Here is a 23,808-nt window from a genome sequence, read left to right as displayed (position 1 = left end):
ATCCAAGCAGACGGGAAACCAAGGCTATGGTTCAGGTTACGGGCCAGGTATGGGTGCCGATCATCCCGAAGCCCCTTTTATCTGCTGCCCCATTGCCCAATCTGACACAGCAAGTGGCAGTTTTCGTCAATGGCAGTTGGCCGGTATTGCCGTACAACTGCAACCTGAGAGGGCCTGCAGCCCCAGAACAAACTGACGATACCGCCCAAACGAGGACAGGATATGCCTGTGTATAAAGCCCCCCTGAGGGATATGAAGTTTCTGCTCAACGACGTGTTCGATTATCCGGGCCACTACCAGTCCTTGAGCTCCGGGGGCAATGCCACGCCAGATATTGTCGACGCAATCCTGAGCGAGTGCGGCAGGTTTTGCGAACAGGTACTCAGCCCGCTGTACCAGAGCGGCGACGAAGAGGGTTGTCAGCTCAACAACGGTTTAGTAACCACACCGAAAGGTTATAAAGAGGCCTACAGCCAGTATCTGGCGGGTGGCTGGCAGGGTCTGTCTGCACCGGAAGCGTTCGGCGGCCAGGGACTACCCACCTCCATGGGCCTGTTCAAGCAGGAAATGATGGGTACCGCCAACTGGTCGTTTGCCATGTACCCGGGCCTGTCCCTGGGAGCCATGAACACGATTCAACTGCACGGGGATGAGCAACAGCAACAAACCTACCTGGTACCACTTACCGAAGGCCGTTGGGGGGGCACCATGTGCCTGACCGAACCCCAGTGCGGCACTGATCTGGGGCAGGTGAAAACCCGGGCGGAACCTCAGCTCGATAGCAGCTACAGACTGTCCGGCACCAAGATTTTCATTTCCTCGGGCGATCACGATCTGACCGAGAACATTGTCCACATAGTACTTGCACGGCTGCCGGATGCGCCCCGGGGTACCCGCGGCATCAGCCTGTTTATTGTGCCCAAGTTCCTGCCCGATGGCCAAGGCGGGGTTGGCGAACGCAACGCCGTGCATTGCGGCGCGCTGGAAAAGAAAATGGGCATCAAGGCCTCAGCCACCTGTGTGATGAATTTTGATGGCGCCACCGGTTACCTGATCGGATCGGAAAACCGGGGCCTGGAGTGTATGTTTACCTTTATGAACACCGCCCGCATCGGCACCGCCATCCAGGGTGTCGGCCCGGCTGAGCTTTCCTATCAATGGGCGCTCGACTACGCCCGGGAGCGCCGCTCGATGCGGGCTCTGTCCGGCAAGAAAGAACCGGATCAGGACGCTGACAGCCTGATCCATCATGCCGACGTCCGGCGCATGCTGCTGACCCAGAAAGCCATCGCCGAGGGTGGCCGTGCGATGCTGTATTACGCCGCGAAACTGGCGGATCACATGGTAGAGGCAAACACCCAAGGCAACCATAAACTGGCAGACAAGTACGACAACAAGCTGGGTTTTCTGACCCCAATTCTCAAAGGCTTCCTCACCGAAATGGGCTACGAGGCAACAAACCTTGGCATGCAGGTGTTTGGCGGACACGGCTACATTCGTGAACATGGTATGGAGCAGATTGTCCGAGACACCAGGATTGCCACTCTCTATGAAGGCACCACCGGCATCCAGGCTCTGGACCTGTTAGGACGGAAGGTGTTGCTCAGCACTCAGGGAGGTGCCGTGCGTGAATTTACCTTCAAGATTGCCAACTTCGCCCGCAAACAACTGACCAACAAACAGCTGCGACCGATGGCAGTGGAGCTGCTGAAACTCACGGCACAATGGAATTTCCTGACGGTGCGGGTGATGCTTGCCGCCCGCAAGGATCGGGACGCGGTAAGCGCAGCGGCCAACGACTTCCTGATGTACAGCGGCTACGTGACCATGGCGTATATGTGGCTACGCCAGGCTACCGTGGCTGTGGATAAGTTGGCCAACGGTGGCACGGAATCCAGCGCCTTCTACCAGACCAAGCTGCATACCGCCGAGTTCTATTACGAGCGCCTGCTGCCGAGGGCCCAGGCCCATGCCACCGTAAGCGTTCATTCCACGACGTAGTTGACCTACTTCACGTCACGGAGGGGCCTCAATAACTCCGGCGAGACCTTGTACTGTTTGGTGCCGTCCTCGGCCAGAACAATCACACTCTTGCGGTTGATCTTGGTGACGATCCCCAGCACCGGGCCTTCCCGGCCCTCGAAGGTTACTTTCAGGCCCACCCGCAACTGACTCAGTGCCTGCAGATTTTCCTGATCCCTCAGTTCGTCGATGCGCCGGCAGACGTATTGATTCAATTCCAGCAACTGGTCGATGCTCATGTCCTCAATGCGCATGAACGGTGGTCTCCGGCTGTTTGCTCTGTCGATCAGGGTGGCGTGGGTCGATCAGCGCCCGCAACGGGTTCTCGGCGAACCGAGTTTTCCAGAGACGAGGCGTCAGGTCGCTGACGTCACTGGCCGGATGCTGGCTGATGCGTTGCAGCACGTCCACCAGGTAGGTGTAGGGGGTAATATCGTGCAGCTTGCAGGTGCTGATCAGGCTCTGGATGATGCCCAGGTGTTCCGCGCCCAGTTCGGTCCAGCAGAACATCCAGTTTTTCTTGCCCATGGGGATGGGCCGTAGGGCCCGTTCCAGGTGATTGGTATCGGGTTGTACGTCCGGATCTTCCAGGAACACCGTCAGGCTCGTTTCCCGGCCGAGCACGTAATTCAGGGCTTTGGTTAACGGTTCACTGGGTAACAGGCCGCCTTGCGCCAACTGATCCCGGCACCATTGGAAGAAGCCGCTGACGACCGGCTTCGCATGGTCCAGCCGGTATTGACGCTTCTTCTCGCCGGTGAGCTCCTTTTCCTTAATGGTATCTTCAATCTGGTACAGCTTCGCGATCTGTTGCAGGGCTTCGGTGGCCTTCTCAAGATGATCCTTTTGGGCCTCAACGAAGCAACGGCGACTATGCACCCAGCATTGAGCATGAGTAATGCCTTTCTGGGCCGCGGCATAGCGGGCATATGCGGCATAACCATCGCTGATCAGAGTGCCACTGAATTGGTCGTTCAGAACCTGCTCGATGTGCAGTCGGCCCCGACTGTTCGAGTAGGTAAACACCACTTCGTCGTCATCACCGTATAGGGGCCAGAACCAGCCTGTTTTCATCTTGCCTTTCTGCGGGCCTGCCCGGCCCTGGTGGCCCGCTTTGATGGGTGTTTCGTCCATGGCTAGCACCCGGCTGCGCAGCACGTTGTCGGTCTGGGCGTCCACAATGGGCCGAAGCAGGTCGATGGCCCGCTTCACCAGGTTCGTCAGGGTGCTGCGGCTGAGGGTAATACCCGCTTGTTGAATGCGCTGGTGCTGGCGATACAGCGGCAGGTGGAACTGGAACTTGTCCACCAGCAACCCGGCCAGCAGGCTGACATCGGCCAGGCTGTTGTCCAGCACGTTGAACGGGGCTGGTGTTGTCACAGGTTTTTGATCCGTGCCCTTACGACGGAACACCGGGCGTTCGCATTTGAGCACCACATAGCTGGAGGCCCGCTGGGCCAGACGGTAGGTGGTTTTGGTGCCGATGATGTCGTATTGGTCGGCGTCCGGCCCGGTCAGCTCCGGCGGCAGTTGCTCGATCACTTCCACCGGTACATCCGCCGTAAAGCGCAGGCCGGTGTCGTTCAGGCAGTCGTCATCGCGCTGCTTTTTGCCGGTGCCGCGCTGGTAGGCCTTGATGGTGCGCTTTTCTTCCTCGGCAGGCTGTTCCGGTAGCGGTGCGTCATCCGGTTGGAACAGGTTGTCCTGTTCCGGAATATCGTAAACCTGTTTCTCGGATTTGGGGCCGAACAGCTGCTTCTTGAACCAGTCTAACTGGTGTTTCAACTGCCGAATGGATTCCGCCTGGGCCTCCAACTGCTCGCGCTGCAACGCATTTTCCTCGGCCAGGGCCGAGTAGGAAGGTGCATTGGGTTGGGGGTCGGAAGCCGTTGAATTCATGGCCGATATTATACCGGAAGTCCGTCTTCTATACCCCTCGAAAACGCTTGAATTGGCGGTATTTCTGCACCTCGATGCCATCGATCAGTAGTTGCAGATCCGTCAGGGTCAGGGCTCGCTGACCGGAGGCGGATAACGGCACCCGGAACTGTCCCTGCTCCAGGCGCTTGGCCCACAGGCAATAACCGGTAGCGGTAAAATACAGCATCTTCATCTGGGTCTTGCGACGATTGACGAAGACGAAATACTGGCCACTGAGTGGGTCGTGCTTCAACTGATTCCGGACCAGGGCGCTCAGGCCCCGGAACGATTTGCGCATATCCGTGGGCTCGGTGCACAGCCAGATGCGCGCCTGACTATCGAGCCCGATCATCCGTTCTGGCTCAGCCGCAATTCGACGCCGTTGCCGAGGCTGAGCACAATGTTCCAGCCTGGGCCGGAGGATGAAGAGGTGCCCATCAACGACGAGAGATCCAGAAAACCGGCTTCACCGGGACCTGACGACTCATCAGTCGACGGGTCAGAAAGGCGTTTGCGCCAGTTGCAAAAACTGGCGTAACCGATATTTTCCTGTTTACAAAATTGCGGTGCTGAAAGACCACTGTCGCGCTGCTGATCAACCAGAGTCTGCCACTGTTCTGGTGTGCGGTGCTTTCTCATGGGAGTAACCTCTTGTTGGAAAATGTGAGGTTACTGTAGGGACAAATTCACCGGGGTGGCAGAACGTCGTGGAATGAACGCTTACCCATGCCACCAGCATGCTGAGCCCCACCCGCAACCTGATGCAGGTGGCGGCAGACGATATGGCGTTTACCGGGTAAAGCACTATTCCACAGACCGGAATGAGAAAGGGGGAAGCCGATGCTTCCCCCGGGTCTTACACTTGAGCGATGAGATCAAAGCCCGTATTTGGTGCCAATCGCCTCATACAATCCGTTTTTCTTGATGATCTCCAGGCCTTCATTCAGCTTCTGAATAACATCATCTGGCGTATCCAGATTCATCGCCAGATAAAGATCGACATTATTGAATGAAAACACCGGCACCAGGCCCTCAACATTCTGCTGAGACGCAAAGAACGGTCCGGCCAGACGTTCAGCAATCCACAGGTCTACCTGTCCAAGCTCCAGACGCTTCGGGTTGAGGTCGTCACTTTCCATCTCCGAAACCTTGTAGCCACGCTCTTTCAGGTACTCAGTCATCACATCACCACGATAACCGGCGTAAAGCATACCTCGGGTATCTTCCAATTTATCGATCTTAAGATTCGTGCCGGGGGGGGCGAAGATCGTCCAGAGGTTACTGGCCAGCGGACCCACCCATTTGAACTGAGACGCCCGGCTTTCAGTGTAGGTGGTGCAGAAAATACCGTGATTTTTCTTGTTCTGCGCCCGATTATAGCCATAGTCCCAGTTTCGCAGTTTGATGACGTGGTCGACACTGGCTGCTTTCAGAATGGCTTTCACCCGCTCGGTACACAGGCCATCAACCCCCTCACCATTGTGCTCAAAGGCCAGGCCGGTGGAACTCATGTTGTAGGGAGGGAAATTCTCGGTATAGATATACAATTTTTCCGAACCCCAGACAGGGATCGAAAAAACACTGAAAGCCAACATCACGGCCCACAGGCCAGCAATCTTCTTCACGATGTTTCTCCTTTCATAATAATAACTTAACCCACAATAAACAGTGATGTCAGTAACTGATAAAGAGTGTACCTGAGTACCTGACAGCTTTTCACATCTAAACTGTGTGTTTTCGTAAGGGCGATTGCGTATTGCCAAATTTTCTCAACCTGACCGTAACCCAGGCGCTTACTTCCCGATACAGAATATTTGTTTTCTTTTAAAAACAGTACCTTGTAAGTTTTTCGGAGCACTCTCGGAGTGCTGAAATTTGCGAAAAAAGTCTAAATATTTGCAAGTTTCTGTAGATCCGAATGCTGATTCCCCATTAAGGACCTGGGAAAAGTGGGAAACTGGGAACATAAAGTATCTCCTGTTCGATTATTCTGCATCTGTCAATATCCACTCTTAATTGAATGGTATGACCGACTGCCAAGTTGTTCGCCCCTATGACAGCAGAGTTACTCCGACTGCGAAAGAAGATCTTCAGCTTGGGATAGGAATGAGGCCAGGTCTCTGTCTTTTCCTGTCCCCTCTGACTCCCATTCTTCCATAGGCCTTAACATTGCAAGGGCGCTTGCTTCTCCTGACAAGTTATCTAATTCTACATTAGCTTGCTTCATTTCGGTTAAATAGTATTGACACCACCTAGTGAATGCCAATATCCACATTGAGACTACCAAAGCATCGTTCCAACAAGACCAGTTAGACGTACTTGCCAGAGGTTGTTGTAAAACTCTTTTCTGCTTATTTAAAATGGGTCTGATCAATTCAATTACTTGTCTTTGTTGCTCAGGCGTACTATGAGCGACGATAAATGCACAAGTATTTGTCATCTGCCCTTCCCGTGAAAGTTGGAACAGTCTTGAATTCCTGCTTTCAGCTGGGCCTATCAATGAAACGATTTCCTCGATCCAGATTTTGCAAGCATCATCCGTATCAGCTTGCTCACTTTGAAGTAGAGGTAAAACTAGATCCCGAAACAACCACGGTTCTGTCCATGGTAATTGGCGCATATGGCCTCTCATCGAATCGATTACGTGCCTCAAATCACTTCCAGATAGCTGTTCTGGTAGTTCGCTTTTGAGTGCGACTAATAATTTCTCGTATTGATCACGTTTTCTTTCATCATTTGCCGATCTGTTCACCAACCAACCTAAATATCTTACCTTTTCCGTGCGGTCAAATCTTGAAAGCAAGCCCAGCTCTGATGTGACGTCCTTAGTTTGATCAATCATCTGCTCTAGAGCATATAAGCCCATCCATCGAATTAAACCGTTACAACTATTCAATAAAGTGCATGTGCGGGAATAGTTTGGTAGCAGCTCTATGGATAGGGAGATCTCGCTAACAATTTGGCTTAACAATGACAGCCTAATTATGTCAGCATGATCCGGCTCTTTCGGAATTTTAGGCGATTCTTCAGCAACCAGTTCTAACAATGATTTTGGGTCATATGACCAAAGCAGTTTTATTGCAAAATATTCTGACCAAGTAAGTGCTGTATATTTAGTCATATGGCACATATGATGAAGCTGGTAAGAGCTACACAGCAGCTTTTCAATTGGTCTTTGAAATAGGTGAGGTTCTAAGACAGTTATATCAGTATCCAGATCTTTATGGGTGCGCTGTATCGATTTAGTAAGGTACCCCATGAGATTCTGTAAGAACGAGGTTTCACTTAATATTTCTTGAAAATCTGTATCACCAGCTCTAGAGTTTGCCAAAAATTCACCAACCACTTCCCATTGATCCATGAAATCTTCAGAGCTGACCTTTTTCTTTACCCAGGCTAAGAACCCCTGAGGATCGATCAAGTTAAGTGAGTCCCCTTCTAATAGCTCAAGAGATATCAACTTGTCTTTCAGTGGTGCACCGTATAATCCTGTTAATGAAGGCTCGTTAGCCCATATTGATAGGATGTCGCCTGCTAATTCATTATTCAGTATTTTTAGTGGCTCGTATCTTACATTTTTCCCTGGAGCTTCGGAAGAAACATATAGTTTGCTTAATCCAGGGTTGTTTTCTTCAGAATCAGATGTTTTTGCCTCTAAGTCCTTCAAAAGGCCACTTTTATATTTTTCAACCTCTAACAAAGTATCAGATGGTATCGGCGTAATAAGTAAGGGATAGTTCTCTGCCACTTTCTGCAAGGAATTTGATAAATTAAAGCCAACTATTGGTAAGCCATCGCTTCCTATAATCAGGATATATCGGTCGTGGAGCTTTCCGTCTTTTAAGCCAATGATTCTGAGGTTTATTTTTGAAAGGGTTCGTTTATTGTTTTCACAAGCAGTAACTAGATCGTCTACTCTATTACGATTAGTAGGGTTTTCCTCGTCACCTTTTTGTTTTGGTAGTGAGGTAAATACTATGTAGCTACACTTAGGCGCAGCATATAAAGAAAGCAACGATAATCCAGCCGAATCAAAATAGGGATCGAAAATTATTATTTGGCTGTCGTTATATTTTGAAAAGAGAGCTTTGAACCATTCGACAAATTGTAAACGGCCTTCACCATCGCTTGGTCCATAACGTTCGAAAAACCTTGCATCCGATTTTTTTGGGTGCAGTTTATTAAAAATAGGGCTTAGCTCGCGGTTTACAGCAACCCAAGGGTCAGCCTCCCGGCCGCCCACTTGGCTAGCAAACCCATGGTTTCCTGTGTTTTTAGTTAATACTGCTTTCACGCGGCTAGATTGCTTTTCTTTGACCGTGTTCTCTAACCAATCAAATTTAACAGAGCTTGAATTACCACCGACCACATTAGCTTGAAAATTTATTTCTCGAATATATCCAGTGCGCCACCTGCAACATAATATATTTTCTTCGCTATCTTCGACATTAAAACCATAGATTTCTAGTTCAGTAGAGTCAGCGATGGATCTAACTGTTCTATCAATATCAAACTCGCGCATATATATGCGGTTGTCGTACTGTTTCGCATTTGCAATCCTTGAGTATATAATTTGACCGCTGTTATAGATCTTAATGTTGAATAGAAAATCAGGGTAGTTAGGAAGATTCTTGGCGTCGAATTTAACGCTTAATTTCCGTCTTTCATCGCCCCAAACAACTTCAAGTAAATTTTTCTCTTTTTCATCTAAAGTCGGAAAAACGAGAAACTCAATATCACCAAATCGCACTTTATCGTTATCTTCAAAGTTCAATCCAGTGTCAAAATTTAGATGTTCGACGATAAACTTTGTAAGGTCGGAACGATAATTATGGTTGTCCTGGAAGAGAGATGATTTATCTACTTGAGTGATCGATGCGCTAATGGCACCCGCTGCTCCATGGGGGCTAGTAGTCGAGTGAAGTTCGAACGCATCCTTGTTAAGAAGATATATTACGGGTTTATAAACTAATTTTTTTGGATCTAAAAATATTGTGCCAAACTTCTCATCAAACTTATTTTTTCGCTCAAGACCTAAAGTATCGCTTATCGTGGAAATATTAACTCCATCACAAAGCATTTCCAGAAAATCACTTAATAAATTGCTACCGATGTACAGATTAAGCCGGGTTATTTTCGCTCTGCAATGTTCAAGATTCGTAAATTTGTCATTATTGCTGAAAGACCAAGAATTATTAGAATGTGAGTATGGTACTACACGACCATAGATAATCCGGTTTTTAGTCGTTTCTGTGGAATGAACTTGAAGAATCCAAAGCTGTACAGCGCATGGCCGAGGATCACCGTAGAATAAGCGAGCCAGCCTAGTGTCACCTATTAGGTCTTTTAATGTTGTGCTGACCTTATTGTCTTTAAACGCTTTATTCATTCTTGCCCCGATTTATGCACTTGTATCTACTATGTAATTTGGTACGTTCCTCGCCGTTACCATCTACCATTTTATAGTGTTTTACAACACATGAGCTTCAACGTAACGGCAGTGTGTCTGTCGTTATATGTTTGAGCGAAAGGAACTTTGTTCTATCAGTACAAACTATTGATTTATAAAGATTATTTTTATTTTTCCTCTTGCATATTCTCAACCTCATGAGAATATTTAATGAAAGCAGGAGGACATAATGAAAAGATTAGCACCCTTAACTACGGCAATATTGGCCGCTGCCCTGGCTGGCTGCGCGGCTACCCCACGAGCTTACAATCCGGAAGAGTCTCGGGCCTTAAACCTGGCGAGAGCCGGTGGCATCTACGATATGGACTTGCGGGATTCTGAGGATGGTACCCGCTCCTACAATAAAGGCATGTTGGTGCCATTACTGGATCTCGCCAGCCTGGCGACCTCATTCGGTGCACCGCTTCGACATCTATCGGGTAACCAAACGTTTTTGTTCAACGCTACCGACATCCTGATGACACCGGACAATCCATCGGCGAGACCAAGCCTGATGGGATGGATGCCTGCGTCGATGGCCACTTCAGAGGCTCAGGCCTATGAGCAGTATGTAAATCTGGTTGACCAGGCCATCCGGGTAGCTGCCAATGATATGGCGTTGAGTGCCACCAAACTCAGTAACGTGGAAACGCCTGAGATTGACGGCCATCCACTGATGCTCTGGTCGATTGAAAGCACTGAGCATGGATGCGGTGCTGGTCAATGTGTGGTTGCTTACAACATCAAAACGCCGAATCGCTGGAAGTCTCCGGCCTACGTGGAAGGCGCTGAGCCTGAAAGCTACAACATTGCGGCCAATCATCCAGAGAATTATTCCCGCCTTGTTTTCCGGCAGTCAGATGAGCAACTCAGCTTCCCTGTGGACGAGTTCTACCGCACGATCAGTGGTGCCTTACCATCCTGGATGGTGGTGTACTTTCCTCCCGGCACCGTCACCCAGGATGGCGAACCGCTACCGTACCCTGTGCTGTACGAGCAGGGGCAGCGACTGATGTTCAAGGAGCCAGATCATGAGTGACTGGCATGATGAACTGGAGTTCGCGCTGTTGCCGCTTGAAGACGCCAAAATCGATAGCGACTGCATGACCTCTGTGATCAGCAATGCCCTGAGCGAGCAAGGCATCTTCCATCAATGCCGTATCGGATACGCAGAGGACCGACTGAGCCTAATGGTCACTGCTCCCCATTGTTGGATCGAGCTCGAACAGGGCTGGAGTATCGATATCCGGCTCAGGCAGTGGCTGGGCGATGAGGACGACCTCCCTCATGGCGTATTCCAGCCATCCAATTACCCGAGAGTTCGATACCAAGGCAGTGCGTGGCTGGTTCCACACCTTGATGCGGGAGATTTGAGGTCGATGACAAATGATGCCTACAGCAAGTTGAAAGTGCCATGGCTCGCCGGGCGAGCCAGTGCGGCCTGACGCCGGTCGAAACTTGCATTTTCTCAGGTTCTGATAGCTTCGAAGTAAAGAACTATCGGGGACTGAAACCATGGTGAAGGTAACAAAAATAGTAGCAGTGGGACTCGCCGGGATCGGCGTTGTGGAGCTCGCCTTAAGGGGTACCGATGCATCGCTCTACGCATGGTATCTATTGTTGGTGCTCTGGGTGATCCTACTGCTCATTCGCTTCGCAATGGCCGCAGTCGATGCTTACAAGACAGTTTTTACTAAGGGACCCGATGGGCAAATGACGTTTCCTGAATTCGAGAAAAAGATGGCGTCGTTTAGTCGAGGTGGTGGTAGGGAAGAAAACGGTCCAAGCAGCACGACAACCTCTGGCACCGGGAGTCAAGAAGGCGCAGGCGATCTGTTCGATGACTTCAGAGTCAATCCGATCCTCCGAGAGGATGATCCGTTCGGGGAGTTTTTCGACTCTTGAGGTGGTTCCTGATGGGTACACATCAGGGGAACCAACTGCTCAGGCCGCTTACCATGACAAGTAACCATTTAAAACAGACCGGCCAAACGGAACCACTTATAACAGACTGAGGAGGCATGAATGTTTATACGCGCCTATTTGAGAGCATCGACCCAGGAACAAAATGCCGAGCGGGCCAAAGCATCGCTAATCCAGTTTGCCGAGCAACACGGTCAGCGCATTGCTGCCTTTTATACCGAGAACGTCTCCGGTGCCACATTGCATCGTCCCGAACTGATGCGACTGATTGCCGAATCTGGTGAAGGTGACATTGTACTGGTAGAGCAGATAGACCGGCTTGCCCGCCTTAAACAGCAGGACTGGGATACGCTCAAACAGAAGCTGGCAGCCAAGCGGTTGGCGATTGTCTCGCCCGAGTTACCAACGAGTTGGCTGGCTCTGGACAAGAAAGACGACACCGGCTTTACCGAATCTATCTTGCAGGCGGTCAACAGCATGATGCTCGACATGTTGGCAGCGGTAGCCCGGAAAGACTATGAGGACAGACGTCGCCGACAGAATCAAGGGATCAACAAGGCTCGCAGCGAGGGTAAGTATCAGGGGCGTCAACCTGATCTGAAGAGGCGGCAACACATCGCCAGTTTACTGCGCACTGGCCATAGCTATAACGAAATCCAGGACATCTTGGGTTGTTCGCGCCATCTGATTGCCTCTGTCGCAAAGGAACAAAAGCAGTCAGGTGCAGCATAGGCTGCAATTTGCAATCAAAGAACGAAAACAGGAGAACTCACATGATCGATATGTTCGTCACACTCATTGCTTTCCTCGGCTTTGTCGCCGTTATCCTGGCGATCTGCGGCATCACATACCTGAATGCTGACAAGCTGGAAGCATTTCTCAACCGGAAGCTTAAAGCACGCCGCCAGATCGATAAAAATTCCAGATAATCTGGGGTAAACGGCTACTTTTGCCCAAATTGGCAAATTACAGACCCGTGGGTTTGTCTCTGCGGCCAGTAGCATTTCTCTTGAACATCAACCAACAGGAGAATGCTAATGAGCAAACCCAAAACCATTCAGGAAATCACCGATAAGTGGCATGAGGTGGCGCGCGCCGGGGAGTTTGACCATCATCAGGGGCGCCGAATGGCACTTGGTCAATGCAGACAGTATCTACAATCACTTTCCAAAAGCCTGGATATGGAGCGAGCGCGCCTTCGCTATCTCGCTCAGCGACTGTCGGACCATTTCTGGGCGCATAATGAGGCTCATCGAACCAAAGAAACGAGAGGCTATCCTGGCCATCACGGCTGCCGGGTGAGAATGCTGCACGGCAGCTTGGAAATGCACTGGTACTACAACACCTTCGTAAGAGTGAAAAACGGTAAGGGACATGCGGTTTTCAGTGAACACATCCGCCGTGCCCTGAAACACCGGTACTCAAAACCCGCATTTAACCGCGCTCACGACTGGGAAAGGCCCATCATTGAGGAGACCGAAGCCGGGTTTGAGATAGTGCGTATCATGAATGCAAACCTCACTCACATGCGCCGTCTCGTCAGGGCAAACCTGAAGCAGTTGGACAGTTTGGAGGCGCACTTCGATGGCCTTCGGCCTCCAGAATCCTAAACAAAAAATCGTTCAGGCCCGTCCCTTTCCGACGGGCTTTATGCATCTATTTTAGTGGATGATTACAAACAGTATTTGGCTTGAACTACGTAATCCTCTGGGTACAAGATTTGTCGAAAGACCTAGATTTTTTTGTATTCGCACCGACCTGTGTATACGATAGTTTGACAATAAAAAGCAATTCTTACGGTTGACTGCGAGGGATATGTGAAAAACTGCTCAAAAGGATCAATTTGGAGAAAGTGGGACCTCCATGTCCATACCCCATTTTCAATTCTGAACAACCAGTTCGGCGACGACTTTGACAATTACGTCAGAAAACTCTTTCGGTCAGCAATAGATCATAATGTAAGTGCCATTGGCCTGACCGACTATTGCCTTCTTGACGGCTATAAAAAAGTAGTCGAAGACTATATTCTCAACGATGATAAACTATCTGAGCTATTTGATGAGGATGAAATCAGGAAAATTAAGAATATTGCTATTTTCCCAAATCTCGAGTTTCGCTTGGACAAACTCGTAGTAGGCAAAGAGGTCGACTTAAAATGGAATAGGCGGACCAACTTCCACGTTATCCTTTCCAATGAATTGTCTCCCACATTAATCCAAAGAGAGTTTTTATCTAGAATACAGTTTGAAACTCACGCTGAAACAGGGCTTAAAGCAGAGAGAAGAGCCTTAACCAAAGAAAACTTGATAGAATATGGTGAAAGACTAATTGAAGAACACCCCGAGTTTAGAGGCCAATCTGCCCTTGCGGTAGGGATCTGCAATGCCTCGGTCAATACAAGCGAAATAGCAGAACTGCTCACCGAAGATGGAAGATTCAAAAAAAACTACTTGTTAGCTTTGCCGTGTGACGAAGACCTCAGCAGAGTAAGTTGGAACTCGGCCGGTCACGGTACTCGGAAGACACTTATTCAACAGAGCCAACTGATATTCTCATCTAACAAGCGTACGAGAAGCTTCTTGCTCGGAGATTATCACGATAATCCTACCTCTTTCAGAAAAGAATTTGGCTTACCTAAAGCTTGTATATGGGGTTCTGATGCACATGCATACGACACACTTTTTGAGCCTGACGAAGAAAATAACACTTGGATAAAGGCTGATCTTACTTTTGAGGGCCTCAAGCAGGTAGTATTTGAGCCGAGGTCACGGGTTGCTATTCAAGATACCTGCCCTGGCGATAAGGTAAGCTATGAAGTTATAGACTCTGTTCGATTCAAAGATTCCAGTGGGAAAAATATTTTTCCTGAATATAAAATAGAATTAAATTCGGATTTAAATTCGATTATTGGTGGCAAATCCTCAGGGAAATCGCTTTTACTCTATCATATTTCAAGGACGGCAAACAAAGAGGAAACCGTAAAGAAGTGTGATCTAGCAAAGGCAAGTACTTATCCAGAATTTGAAAATGAATCAAATTTCGACTTTGAAATCACTTGGAACGACAACACTAAACAAAGCTTTAGAGAAACAAACGACCAACGACCAATAACCTATATACCTCAGCTATATATAAATAAATTAGCCGAGGAAAGTGGTCGAGATCAACTCAATGAGCTTGTACTCGAAATTCTATATCAAGACAGGGAAATAAAGCTAGATGCTGAAGAGCTTTTTAAAAAATGTGATTCGTTGAATGAGAGCATCAGTACACAGGTTACAAAACTTGTATCCCTCAGACACAAGTATGCAAAAGAAAAGAGCGAAAAGGAAAAAATAGGAGCTGAGAATTCGGTAAATAATGAAAGAGAAAAAATAAAAGAAAAAATAGAAAAAATAAAAAAATCATCAGGTTTTACTCCTGAAGAAAGCAAGATTTATAAAAAGCTTAGCGACAGATTGTCAGTTAGTGAAAAAAGGCGTTCGTCTCTTTTAAGATATATTGAAATACACACTGAGCTAAAAAATGAATTAGTAAGAGAGATGGAAGACTCGTTTAGAAACGTAGCTCTTATGACGAATTCTGAAGAGTCAGAAAAAAAACGGTTTCACACTGGAAGCCGCCTTGTTCAGATAACACTGGCTAAGATTCAGAAAATTATTGATGACCTGCCAATAGAAGCGGGAAAGAACATTCGCCGCGCTAATAGCTTGATAGGCTCGCTAGATGAAAGAATTATAAATACCACGGAAAGTCTTGAAAAATTCTCGTCTAAAGTAAAAAGCCAAAACGAATTGAAAGGACTTCTAGAGGCGCAAAAACGGGAAGAAGCTAAGCTTAGAGCTATTCAAGAAGCAGGCAAGAAGGTCAAAAGCACTCTCGAACAAGGAAAAGCAGCTTCTGATCAGCTTAAAGCCCTGTATGAGCAGTTGTTTGACACATATGGTGAAATAGAGGCGCTTTTCAATGGTGCTGCGAAGATAGACAATGAAAATATAACGCTTCAAGCTAGCCTAGAATTCGATCACAATAGTTTCGATTCTTTCATAAACTGTTTTGATGCCAGAGGAAGCCTTGCAAGTATTCTAGGCGACTCGATTGATAGTGAAAACAATTATATTTACTCAAAAGACACGCATTTAGACTCTATATTCACCCTGAGCGAGAAGGTTCGAGATTTCTCCCAGATCGCCCATAAAGTTCGAAAGAGTGCGAACGAGGAACTAATCCTTAGAAATCTACTTCAGGATTGCTTTTACATATCTTTTAACTTGCTTTATAAAAATGACGACATTATCAGCATGTCGCCCGGTAAGCGAGGACTGGTGCTTCTCCATCTCATACTACACTTGAGCAATTCCTCTCACCCTATACTTATAGATCAGCCTGAAGATAATTTAGATAACCGAACAGTTTATAATGAACTCCGCGACTTTATTAGGGAAAGGAAAGAGAAAAGACAAATCATCATGGTCACTCACAACGCTAATATGGTTGTATCCACGGATTCCGAATGTGTTATCGTCGCGAATCAGGCTGGCCAGCAGCATGATATGGAAAACGAGCAATTTAGATTCGAATATGTTTCCGGCGCCATGGAGTGCACGTTTTTCGAACCAGATGCGCCTTCATTGCTTAAGAAATTCGGCATTAGAGAGCATATTTGCGAGGTTCTAGAGGGGGGGCAACTTGCATTCGAAGAGCGAGAGCGTAAGTACGCTTTCAAGCGATAAGGACAACTTAAGGCCCGATCGAGGTCGGCACCGGCCAGGGAGAGGAAGAGGTGCAGTTATCGACGCTGGTCGACAAGCTCAACGAGCGATTTGGTACTGAATTTACCCCGGCGGATCAGCTGTTCTTCGATCAGGTGAAGGGAACCGCTGTTGCCAACGAACAGCTACGGCAGGCCGTCATGGCCAACAGCCTGGAGAATTTCGAACCGGTATTTAACAAGCAGCTTGAGAATTTGTTTGTAGAGCGAATGGACGGCAACGAAGACATCTTCATACGCTTGATGAACGACGAATCCTTCCGCAATATCGCTTCTCAGTACCTGATGCGGGCTGTGTATAACCAGGTCAAAACCAGCGTTGAATCACAGTAACAGAACAAAAAAGGGATAACGTCCGTTATGAAAGCTACAGAAGCCAAGTTGCTCGACTTCCTGAAGAAGTCGCCACAATTTGTCATTCCGATTTACCAGAGAACGTATTCCTGGTCTGAACAGCAATGTCGCCAACTGTGGGACGACATTATGCGAGCCGGCACCAACGATGGTATATCAGCACATTTCATTGGCTCGGTGGTCTACATCGAGAAGGGGCTTTATCAGGTGTCCAGTCAATCACCATTGCTGGTCATTGATGGGCAACAGCGACTGACTACCACCATGCTGATTCTTGAGGCGCTATCTCGACACCTTGGGAACACAGAGACTCTGGAGGGGTTTTCGGCTAAGAAGCTGCGCAATTACTACCTGCTTAACCCGTTGGAAGACGGTGAGCGAGCTTACAAACTGCTATTGACCCAGACGGACAAAGAGAGCCTGCTGGCGTTGGTCACGCAGAAGCCGTTACCTGATGACGGTTCTCTTCGAATCCAAGAAAACTTCGAGTTCTTCAACAGCCAGATTGAGCGGCTAAACGGGGAACTGGAAACCCTCTGCCGGGGCCTTTCAAAGCTCATCATCGTTGATATTGCGCTGAGCCGAGACCAGGATAACCCGCAACTCATTTTTGAGAGCATGAATTCCACAGGAAAAGCTTTGAGCCAGGCTGACCTGATCCGGAACTATGTGCTGATGGGACTGGAGCCGGAGCATCAAACTCGGCTCTATCGCGACCACTGGCGTCCGATGGAGGTGGAATTCGGGCAAGAAGGCTATGGCGTTTACTTTGACAGCTTCATGCGTCACTACCTCACGGTTAAAACCGGGGAAATTCCACGGTTAGATGAAGTGTACGAGGCTTTCAAACAGCATTCACGTCGCGCCGAAGTTGCGAGTGCTGGTGTCGATTCATTGGTTGCCGAAATACATGCTTTCGCTCGGTATTTTTGTGCGATGGCATTGGGGAAAGAAACAGATAAACAGCTCGGAATGGCATTTAAAGATCTGCGTGAACTCAAAGTCGATGTGGCATATCCGTTTCTGTTGGAACTTTACCATGATTACCAACAGGACAATCTGTCCCAAGATGACTTTCATAGCGCTATTCGGCTGATCGAGGCTTATGTGTTCCGTCGTGCCGTTTGTGCCATCCCCACAAACTCGCTGAACAAGACCTTTGCGACCTTTCACAAATCATTGCAGAAGAACCGTTACCTGGAGAGCGTCAAGGCTCACCTGCTCGGTTTGAAGTCATACCGGCGTTTTCCGAATGACGAAGAGTTCAAAAGGGAACTGGCAGTACGCGATCTCTATAATTTCCGCAGCCGGAGTTACTGGTTACGCCGCCTGGAGAATTTCGAGCGCAAGGAGCGGGTTCCGGTCGACGAATACACGATTGAACACATCATGCCGCAGAATGAGAATCTGTCTGCTAGATGGAAGGATGAGCTAGGTCCGGAATGGAAGCGTGTGCATGAAACCTGGCTGCATACGCTGGGTAACCTGACTCTTACGGGCTACAACTCAGAGTACAGCGACCGAGCTTTCATCGAGAAGCGCGATATGCAGGGCGGATTCAAACAAAGCCCTCTACGGCTCAACGAGGGCCTGGGAGCTGTAGAAGCATGGAATGAGGACTCAATTAAGAATCGGGCCGCCAAGCTGGCCCAGGAAGCGGTGCGGGTTTGGGCGGCTCCGGTATTGCCGGACGAGATCCTCGATACCTACCGCAACGTGGCCGTCAAACCAGAAGCCTACAATCTTGAGGATCACCCTCAACTAGCAAACGGGACCCCAATGCGCGCTCTATTTGAGCAGCTCCGAAAGGAAGTCCAGGCGCTCGACCCGAGCGTCACTGAAGAAGTTCTCAAGCTCTATATAGCGTTCAAAGCCGAGACGAACTTTGTCGATGTGGTCCCGCAAAAGACCCGTTTGCGACTGTCTCTGAATATGCCGTTTCACGAGTTGAGCGATCCGAAAGGGATGGCTCGTGACGTGACCAACCTCGGACGTTGGGGAAATGGCGATGTAGAAGTAGGGTTAAGTGAGGAATCTGAGCTGGCCTATGTAATGGGGCTCATTCGACAGGCGTTCGAAAAGCAGATGGGGAACGATGCTGATTGAGCAGTGGGAACAGCGCCCCGGCAACTGGGGCGGAAAGTAGTGGCTGGACGATCACAATGAGCGAGAGTTCTCCAACAGCGGTCGGGGACTCTCCTGGAGGACTTTCCAATCGCTACACATACCTATCTGATTTGGATAACTTTGAGCCCATTCCATGCGCTCTAATAGGTCGCCTCTTGGAGATATGAGCAGCACATACGCTACTAATCTGGATAAGTTGTCGCCGGAATCCCAGTGCGTGGTTTTTCCAAATCAGGTGGAAACGACGTGCTCTCAGTCCAGTAACCTCCCTGCCAGCACTTCTCCCTCTCTTAAGAGCCTCGAAAAGGACTCTTTGCGCGATTGTTGGTGTAGATGTTTACTAATAGGGCTTGAATGGGGCTCTGAAAGGACCTTTATGGTTGACAATGCTACCGGTATATTATATAAATGATTATTCACTTAATTAAGGTGTGAAGATGTCGAATATTGGCCGTCCAATCAATTATGCTGCTCGTGAAGCGAAAATAGAGCGAATCATTAATGGTGCCATCCAGTGCTTCGTTAAGAAAGGCTTTCACGGGGCTGGAATCGCTGAGATTTCTCGAATGGCTGGCGTTAGTCAAGCTAGCCTCTACCAATATTTTTCCTCAAAAAATGAGTTGATCTTGGAAATCGCCAAGCGATATTTTTCAAGAGACATGGCTGCCCTCAAAAGAGTAGAAAGCGCCGACGACTTTCAAACAGCTCTGGAGAAAGAAGCGCACCTCACCGGTGACACGACCGGAACAATTATGTACTTAGAAATACTCGCGGAATCGTCTAGAAACCCCGAGATAAAGAAGATTGTACTTAATTCAAGCAAGGAGCTTTATGATGTTTCGTGCTCGATGTTTAAAAAGTCACAAGACACGGGCGTAATTAGTAATCACCTAACGCCTGAACAGATAACTCATTTTATTTTCGCATATATTGACGGAATATCCTGCCATATTGCAACGGCTGACGCCGAGTATTCGCCTGACATGTTAAGGCTGTTTATACAAACGCTTTTAAGACCTCGACCTTAGTATTTTCGTTTATAGGACTTCACAAATTGACATCGCTTATTTATATAAATGATCAGTTACATATTTATTATGCACGGGCTAATCGAGTTTTCGTATTAGGCATGCTTATTTGTACTTTACTGCTGTTACAGGGCTGTAGTGAAGAACCGACCCAAACTGCTACAGAAAACGTAAGAGCCGTATCGATTAACAGTGTGGCCGACGATGCTTATGTTAAGAGCATTCGTTTTCCAGGAGTGACACAGACAGAAAACCGAAGCCAATTGTCTTTTGGTGTTGATGGTACAGTGAACTACGTTCTCTTCGATATTGGCGCGCAGCTCAACACCGGAGATGTGATGGCTGTTCTGGATCAGGAGCCCTATAGGCTTGCCCTTGAGAGCGCTCGCTCTGAAGCTGAGAAAGCGCGGGTTACATTTGAAGAAGCTAAAACAAATTATGAGCGACTCGTGCGGTTGCGTGAAAATAACTCTGTATCTGAACAGAATTTAGATGCTGCCAGATCGACATACGAAAACGCTCAATCGACGCTCCGTGATGCCCTGGCACAAATCAGGCTTGCAGAGCGAAACCTTTCTAAAACCGCTATCAAGGCACCCTATGATGGGGTCATTTCAAGTCGTAGTGTCGAACCCTTCGAAGAAGTCACTGCAAATCAAGTCGCTTTTACATTTGACGGCATGGAGAAGTTCATCGTTGACTCATCAATTCCCGGTGATCTGGCAGAGTATATATCAAATGACAAAGAACTAGAGATCACAGTGAACTATCGGGGGTCATATTTTAATGCCACCGTCGAGCATTTGGGTGAGCGAGCAAACGAGGGATTAAATTTCCCCGTTAGACTTCGTCTCGACACTTCCCGAGAAAAACGCCCTTTGCCAGGATTAGTGGTTAGCGTCAGTTATCGAATGCCCGACGGAGAAGGCGCGATATTTGTGCCTCACAGTGCTGTTGTTGCTGAGCCTACTGATGGGAATCCTTTTGTTTACCAGTACAACGAAAAAACCGGGAGAGTTAGTAAAGCAGGCATCCGTATTGTTAACGCTGAAGAAGGTGGCTACTGGATTAAAAGTGATCTTCAGAAAGGAGATTCGTATGTTGCTGCGGGTGCTGCCTTTATCAGTGAGGGTCAGAAGGTTCGACCGGCTGAGGAAGTACGATAATGTCTATTACTGCTTTTTCGATAAAAAACAGCCGACTTGTTTTATTTATTTTCATAATACTAACGATCACGGGTCTGGCATTATATCCGGATTACCCTTCTCGGGAGGAGCCCACCTTACCTATCAACCAAACCATCATAACGGCTTACCACCCAGCCTTAGATGTTTATGAAACAGAAGCCCTTATTGCACGACCAATTGAGCGAGCGTTGCGAGAATTAGAAGAAACGAAAAATATTACGACCTCAATAAGGGCAGGAGAAATTTATCTCTCTCTTGAAATAAAAGATGGTACGCCAAGTTATTCGCATGCCTGGCTTAGAGTCAGAGCGAGAATGCACGATGTACTTACTGAGTTGCCGGAGGGGGTATCAGGGCCATTCGTTAATGATAATTACGATGCGGTAGCCGTGATGACAGTAGCGCTAAGTGCAACGGATTATTCTTTTAGAGAGTTGAGGGACAAGGCAAATGAGCTTCGCAATTATCTTTATAGTATTCCAGGGATGGACAAAGTTACGTTGCACGGTGTTGCCGATGAACAGATATCAATAGAACTTAAGCCGTTTGTGGCATCACAGTATGCGCTGAACCCTAATGACATCTTTTTACAACTGAGTAAGAGCAATTCTCTCGGGGAAGTAGCGCGTATCAATTTTGATACTCAGCAAAGCCGAATTTTTGTTGAGAGCAGTTATGACGAACTGGCTGAAGTTAAGGAAACCGTGATATCGCTACCAGACGGATCTATGCTTCCGTTGAAAAATCTTGCCGATGTCACCAGAGTTCCGGCTAGACCTCTGAATAGTGCAGCATACCTTGATGGTGATCAGGCCATTGTTGTTGCTGGTTATATGGCGCCTGGGCTTAATATGGTGGATTTTAACAAGCAACTGCGCCGTAAGCTGGACGAATGGGAGAGTGAGCTACCGGTAGGTTACCAAATGAAAACCATCACTGATCAGGGGAAAGTCGTTGATCAAGTGATATCGAAAATGATTTCAACGCTGCTCGAAACTATTCTAGTGGTGACGATCGTCACTGTACTTGCCTTGGGTCTTCGTGCGGGATCTTTGGTGGCACTGGCTGTTCCTGTCACGGGTGTTATCACGTTAGTTTTTCTAAGAATTTTTGGCGTAGAACTCAACGAAGTAAGCATTGCGTCGTTCATCATTGCCTTAGGTATACTCGTTGACAATCCCATGGTCATTGTTGAAGACATCTCAAAAAGGGTAGCGCAAGGCGAGGAGAGAGAGTCGGCTGCTTTATCTGCGGGAAAGACTCTGGGGACGCCCATTCTTATTGCTAGTTTAACCGTGATATTGGCTTTTGCTCCCCCGGTGTTCACTGACAATATTACTGCTATTTATATGCAGACACTAACTATTGTCATTGGTGTGATGCTGCTTGTTTCATGGTTTGTCGCTACGATGTTAACACCAATCATGGCTAAATGGTTTATCAATCAATCGTCCAAGACCCGGGGGATCTCTGGCGGTAAACCTTCCTATGTAATGAACGTAATGTCTTCCTTTTGGGACAAGGTTATTTCGCGTCCGAAGTTGTTTCTAAGTGCTTCGGTTTTAAGTCTTGTAGTGGCATTGTTTGTGTCAAGCACCATCCCAGAGGCGTTCTTCCCGCCTTCAGAACGTTCTCAACTACAGATTTCTGTTGAGCTGCCAGCGAACACGCCAGCGGAACAAACGGCTGCTGTAGCTGAAGAGATGACTCAGTGGCTAAGTAATGATGATCGGTTCCCGGAAATTACAGGTGCAACAGCTTATGTAAGTGAAGGCGGACCGCGCTTTATCCTTGGTTTAAACCCTCCTGAACCAGCACCTCACTCGGCATATTTTGTTGTAAACGTCACCAAAGATACGCTTGTCAGCGAGTTTGTCGATAAACTAAGAGCAGAAATGCCTCCTGAGTATCCTTTTGCCGAACTCGAAATCAACCCGTTCTTTATGGGCTCCACGCCGCCAGGAGAGGCCGCTATTCGTCTTATTGGTAACAAGCAATCGAATATTCTAAAGGCTTCAGATGCTATTCAAGGAGCTCTCAACGAGGTAGAGCACACTATTAACGTAAAGCAAGATTGGGAACGTTCCGTTACGAACTTTCTGGTAAAGGTTGATCGTCCCGCAGCTCTATCCACAGGGGTGACTCGTGAGGATATCTTATTAGCACTCCGTGAACATAGTTTGGGAGAAAATGCCTCAGTACTTCGGGAGGGCGAGTATCAAATTCCAATCGTACTGAGCACGAATTTATCGGAGAATTTATCATTATCTCAATTGGAGAATATCCAAGTATTCCCCGAGTCCTCGTCTAAACCGGTATATCTATCTGATATAGCGATCATTGAAACCAGGCATGATCCGTCACTTATTAAGAAGCGCAACCTAACACCGACGGTCACGGTGACAGCATTGAATCCTTCAATGACATCAAAAGAATTAGTTAACTCCATATCAAACACTATTGATGAAGTAAAAGAGCAATTTGGCGTTCAAGTACAGTTTGGTGGTGAGATTGAAGAAAGTGAAGTTACAGCAGAAGCGATATTTGCTTTCTTACCATTGTGTATCTTAGCAATGATTATACTGTTTATTTATAAGTATAATTCGTTTAGAAAAGTGACAATTATCGTCTTGAGCGTACCTTTTTGTGCCATCGGCTTGCTGCTCGCGCTAGTTATCTTCCGTCTTCCTTTCGATTTTATGGCGAATCTGGCCATATTCGCCTTAATAGGGATTATTGTATCGAATGCTATGTTAATTATTGAGCAGGTCGATATTGAAAAAGAATCGGGGAAATCTGAGCTCGATTCCCTTAAATCGGCTTTGATGGAACGATTTCGTCCAATTATGTTAACCCAAATAACAACGATACTTGGACTTCTTCCGTTACTCATAGCGAATGATCCCTTATGGAGATCGTTTAATGTTGTAATTATGGGCGGACTTATCTCGGGAACCGTGGCATCTTTTATCGTTGTTCCAAGCCTGTATGTACTGTTTTTTAATAAAAAGAGCGCGAACGCGTAGG

19 protein-coding genes are annotated in these 23,808 nt (G+C 47.8%); 13 read left to right on the top strand and 6 right to left on the bottom strand.

The window, feature by feature from the left end:
* Positions 1–222 precede the first annotated feature (222 nt).
* Positions 223–2,001 carry an acyl-CoA dehydrogenase C-terminal domain-containing protein gene (locus C7H09_RS02950; RefSeq protein WP_106761127.1) on the top strand — a complete coding sequence of 593 codons (1,779 nt, stop codon included), beginning with the start codon at positions 223–225 and terminating at the stop codon, positions 1,999–2,001.
* A 5-nt stretch (positions 2,002–2,006) separates the two neighbouring features.
* Here the strand turns inward: C7H09_RS02950 and C7H09_RS02945 are convergent, their stop codons facing one another.
* From C7H09_RS02945 to C7H09_RS02920, 6 genes are all read right to left on the bottom strand, one after another.
* Complete coding sequence (locus C7H09_RS02945) at positions 2,007–2,276, bottom strand: hypothetical protein (RefSeq protein ID WP_011783506.1); 270 nt, start codon at positions 2,274–2,276, stop codon at positions 2,007–2,009.
* Positions 2,266–3,921, bottom strand: coding sequence for an IS66 family transposase (gene tnpC / locus C7H09_RS02940; RefSeq protein WP_206074252.1), 1,656 nt, complete (start codon positions 3,919–3,921; stop codon positions 2,266–2,268). The genes C7H09_RS02945 and tnpC overlap by 11 nt, the downstream gene beginning before the upstream one ends.
* A gap of 28 nt (positions 3,922–3,949) precedes the next feature.
* Positions 3,950–4,294 carry an IS66 family insertion sequence element accessory protein TnpB gene (gene tnpB, locus C7H09_RS02935; protein ID WP_016915087.1) on the bottom strand — a complete coding sequence of 115 codons (345 nt, stop codon included), beginning with the start codon at positions 4,292–4,294 and terminating at the stop codon, positions 3,950–3,952.
* Complete coding sequence (tnpA, locus tag C7H09_RS02930; protein ID WP_106761126.1) at positions 4,291–4,581, bottom strand: IS66 family insertion sequence element accessory protein TnpA; 291 nt, start codon at positions 4,579–4,581, stop codon at positions 4,291–4,293. Before tnpA ends, tnpB begins: the two co-directional genes overlap by 4 nt.
* A gap of 236 nt (positions 4,582–4,817) precedes the next feature.
* Positions 4,818–5,567 carry a substrate-binding periplasmic protein gene (locus C7H09_RS02925; protein WP_240616487.1) on the bottom strand — a complete coding sequence of 250 codons (750 nt, stop codon included), beginning with the start codon at positions 5,565–5,567 and terminating at the stop codon, positions 4,818–4,820.
* Between the two features lie 440 nt (positions 5,568–6,007).
* A complete protein-coding gene (locus C7H09_RS02920; RefSeq protein ID WP_133166197.1) occupies positions 6,008–9,331 on the bottom strand; it encodes a VPA1262 family protein in 3,324 nt (1,107 codons plus the stop codon).
* A gap of 250 nt (positions 9,332–9,581) precedes the next feature.
* Between C7H09_RS02920 and C7H09_RS02915 the strand changes: the two genes are divergently transcribed.
* The 12 genes from C7H09_RS02915 to C7H09_RS02865 all read left to right on the top strand — a co-directional run bounded on the left by C7H09_RS02915 (position 9,582) and on the right by C7H09_RS02865 (position 23,807).
* Positions 9,582–10,430, top strand: coding sequence for a hypothetical protein (locus C7H09_RS02915; protein ID WP_106761124.1), 849 nt, complete (start codon positions 9,582–9,584; stop codon positions 10,428–10,430).
* A complete protein-coding gene (locus C7H09_RS02910) occupies positions 10,423–10,836 on the top strand; it encodes a hypothetical protein (RefSeq protein WP_106761123.1) in 414 nt (137 codons plus the stop codon). Before C7H09_RS02915 ends, C7H09_RS02910 begins: the two co-directional genes overlap by 8 nt.
* A gap of 70 nt (positions 10,837–10,906) precedes the next feature.
* Positions 10,907–11,296: a hypothetical protein gene (locus C7H09_RS02905; RefSeq protein WP_106761122.1), complete on the top strand. Its 390-nt coding sequence runs from the start codon at positions 10,907–10,909 to the stop codon at positions 11,294–11,296.
* Between the two features lie 120 nt (positions 11,297–11,416).
* Complete coding sequence (locus tag C7H09_RS02900; protein ID WP_104417164.1) at positions 11,417–12,046, top strand: recombinase family protein; 630 nt, start codon at positions 11,417–11,419, stop codon at positions 12,044–12,046.
* A gap of 41 nt (positions 12,047–12,087) precedes the next feature.
* On the top strand, positions 12,088–12,243 hold the full coding sequence (locus C7H09_RS19830) for a hypothetical protein (RefSeq protein ID WP_165794771.1): 156 nt from the start codon (positions 12,088–12,090) through the stop codon (positions 12,241–12,243).
* Positions 12,244–12,351: 108 nt separating this feature from the next.
* Positions 12,352–12,924 carry a conjugative transfer protein MobI(A/C) gene (gene mobI, locus C7H09_RS02895; RefSeq protein WP_104417163.1) on the top strand — a complete coding sequence of 191 codons (573 nt, stop codon included), beginning with the start codon at positions 12,352–12,354 and terminating at the stop codon, positions 12,922–12,924.
* 207 nt (positions 12,925–13,131) lie between these two features.
* Positions 13,132–16,047: a TrlF family AAA-like ATPase gene (locus C7H09_RS02890; protein WP_104417162.1), complete on the top strand. Its 2,916-nt coding sequence runs from the start codon at positions 13,132–13,134 to the stop codon at positions 16,045–16,047.
* A 50-nt stretch (positions 16,048–16,097) separates the two neighbouring features.
* Positions 16,098–16,418 carry a helicase gene (locus C7H09_RS02885; protein ID WP_104417161.1) on the top strand — a complete coding sequence of 107 codons (321 nt, stop codon included), beginning with the start codon at positions 16,098–16,100 and terminating at the stop codon, positions 16,416–16,418.
* Between the two features lie 27 nt (positions 16,419–16,445).
* Positions 16,446–18,545, top strand: coding sequence for a GmrSD restriction endonuclease domain-containing protein (locus tag C7H09_RS02880; protein WP_104417160.1), 2,100 nt, complete (start codon positions 16,446–16,448; stop codon positions 18,543–18,545).
* A gap of 458 nt (positions 18,546–19,003) precedes the next feature.
* On the top strand, positions 19,004–19,594 hold the full coding sequence (locus C7H09_RS02875) for a TetR/AcrR family transcriptional regulator (RefSeq protein ID WP_104417159.1): 591 nt from the start codon (positions 19,004–19,006) through the stop codon (positions 19,592–19,594).
* Positions 19,595–19,620: 26 nt separating this feature from the next.
* Positions 19,621–20,760 carry an efflux RND transporter periplasmic adaptor subunit gene (locus tag C7H09_RS02870; RefSeq protein WP_133166196.1) on the top strand — a complete coding sequence of 380 codons (1,140 nt, stop codon included), beginning with the start codon at positions 19,621–19,623 and terminating at the stop codon, positions 20,758–20,760.
* Positions 20,760–23,807 (top strand): efflux RND transporter permease subunit, encoded by a 3,048-nt coding sequence (locus C7H09_RS02865; protein ID WP_106761120.1) that lies wholly within the window; start codon positions 20,760–20,762, stop codon positions 23,805–23,807. The genes C7H09_RS02870 and C7H09_RS02865 overlap by 1 nt, the downstream gene beginning before the upstream one ends.
* Position 23,808: the final 1 nt, after the last annotated feature.

The sequence above is a fragment of the Marinobacter fuscus genome, from assembly GCF_003007675.1.
Lineage (GTDB): Bacteria > Pseudomonadota > Gammaproteobacteria > Pseudomonadales > Oleiphilaceae > Marinobacter > Marinobacter fuscus.
Note: the sequence above shows the minus strand (reverse complement) of the source record. Positions and strands in the feature narration are given on the sequence as shown.

Bases quoted from the DNA above. Each gene is read 5' to 3' on its own strand.
- C7H09_RS02950 (WP_106761127.1), top strand. From the start codon at position 223: ATGCCTGTGTATAAAGCCCCCCTGAGGGATATGAAGTTTCTGCTCAAC.
- C7H09_RS02945 (WP_011783506.1), bottom strand. From the start codon at position 2,276: ATGCGCATTGAGGACATGAGCATCGACCAGTTGCTGGAATTGAATCAA.
- tnpC (WP_206074252.1), bottom strand. From the start codon at position 3,921: ATGAATTCAACGGCTTCCGACCCCCAACCCAATGCACCTTCCTACTCG.
- tnpB (WP_016915087.1), bottom strand. From the start codon at position 4,294: ATGATCGGGCTCGATAGTCAGGCGCGCATCTGGCTGTGCACCGAGCCC.
- tnpA (WP_106761126.1), bottom strand. From the start codon at position 4,581: ATGAGAAAGCACCGCACACCAGAACAGTGGCAGACTCTGGTTGATCAG.
- C7H09_RS02920 (WP_133166197.1), bottom strand. From the start codon at position 9,331: ATGAATAAAGCGTTTAAAGACAATAAGGTCAGCACAACATTAAAAGAC.
- C7H09_RS02915 (WP_106761124.1), top strand. From the start codon at position 9,582: ATGAAAAGATTAGCACCCTTAACTACGGCAATATTGGCCGCTGCCCTG.
- C7H09_RS02910 (WP_106761123.1), top strand. From the start codon at position 10,423: ATGAGTGACTGGCATGATGAACTGGAGTTCGCGCTGTTGCCGCTTGAA.
- C7H09_RS02905 (WP_106761122.1), top strand. From the start codon at position 10,907: ATGGTGAAGGTAACAAAAATAGTAGCAGTGGGACTCGCCGGGATCGGC.
- C7H09_RS02900 (WP_104417164.1), top strand. From the start codon at position 11,417: ATGTTTATACGCGCCTATTTGAGAGCATCGACCCAGGAACAAAATGCC.
- C7H09_RS19830 (WP_165794771.1), top strand. From the start codon at position 12,088: ATGATCGATATGTTCGTCACACTCATTGCTTTCCTCGGCTTTGTCGCC.
- mobI (WP_104417163.1), top strand. From the start codon at position 12,352: ATGAGCAAACCCAAAACCATTCAGGAAATCACCGATAAGTGGCATGAG.
- C7H09_RS02880 (WP_104417160.1), top strand. From the start codon at position 16,446: ATGAAAGCTACAGAAGCCAAGTTGCTCGACTTCCTGAAGAAGTCGCCA.
- C7H09_RS02875 (WP_104417159.1), top strand. From the start codon at position 19,004: ATGTCGAATATTGGCCGTCCAATCAATTATGCTGCTCGTGAAGCGAAA.
- C7H09_RS02865 (WP_106761120.1), top strand. From the start codon at position 20,760: ATGTCTATTACTGCTTTTTCGATAAAAAACAGCCGACTTGTTTTATTT.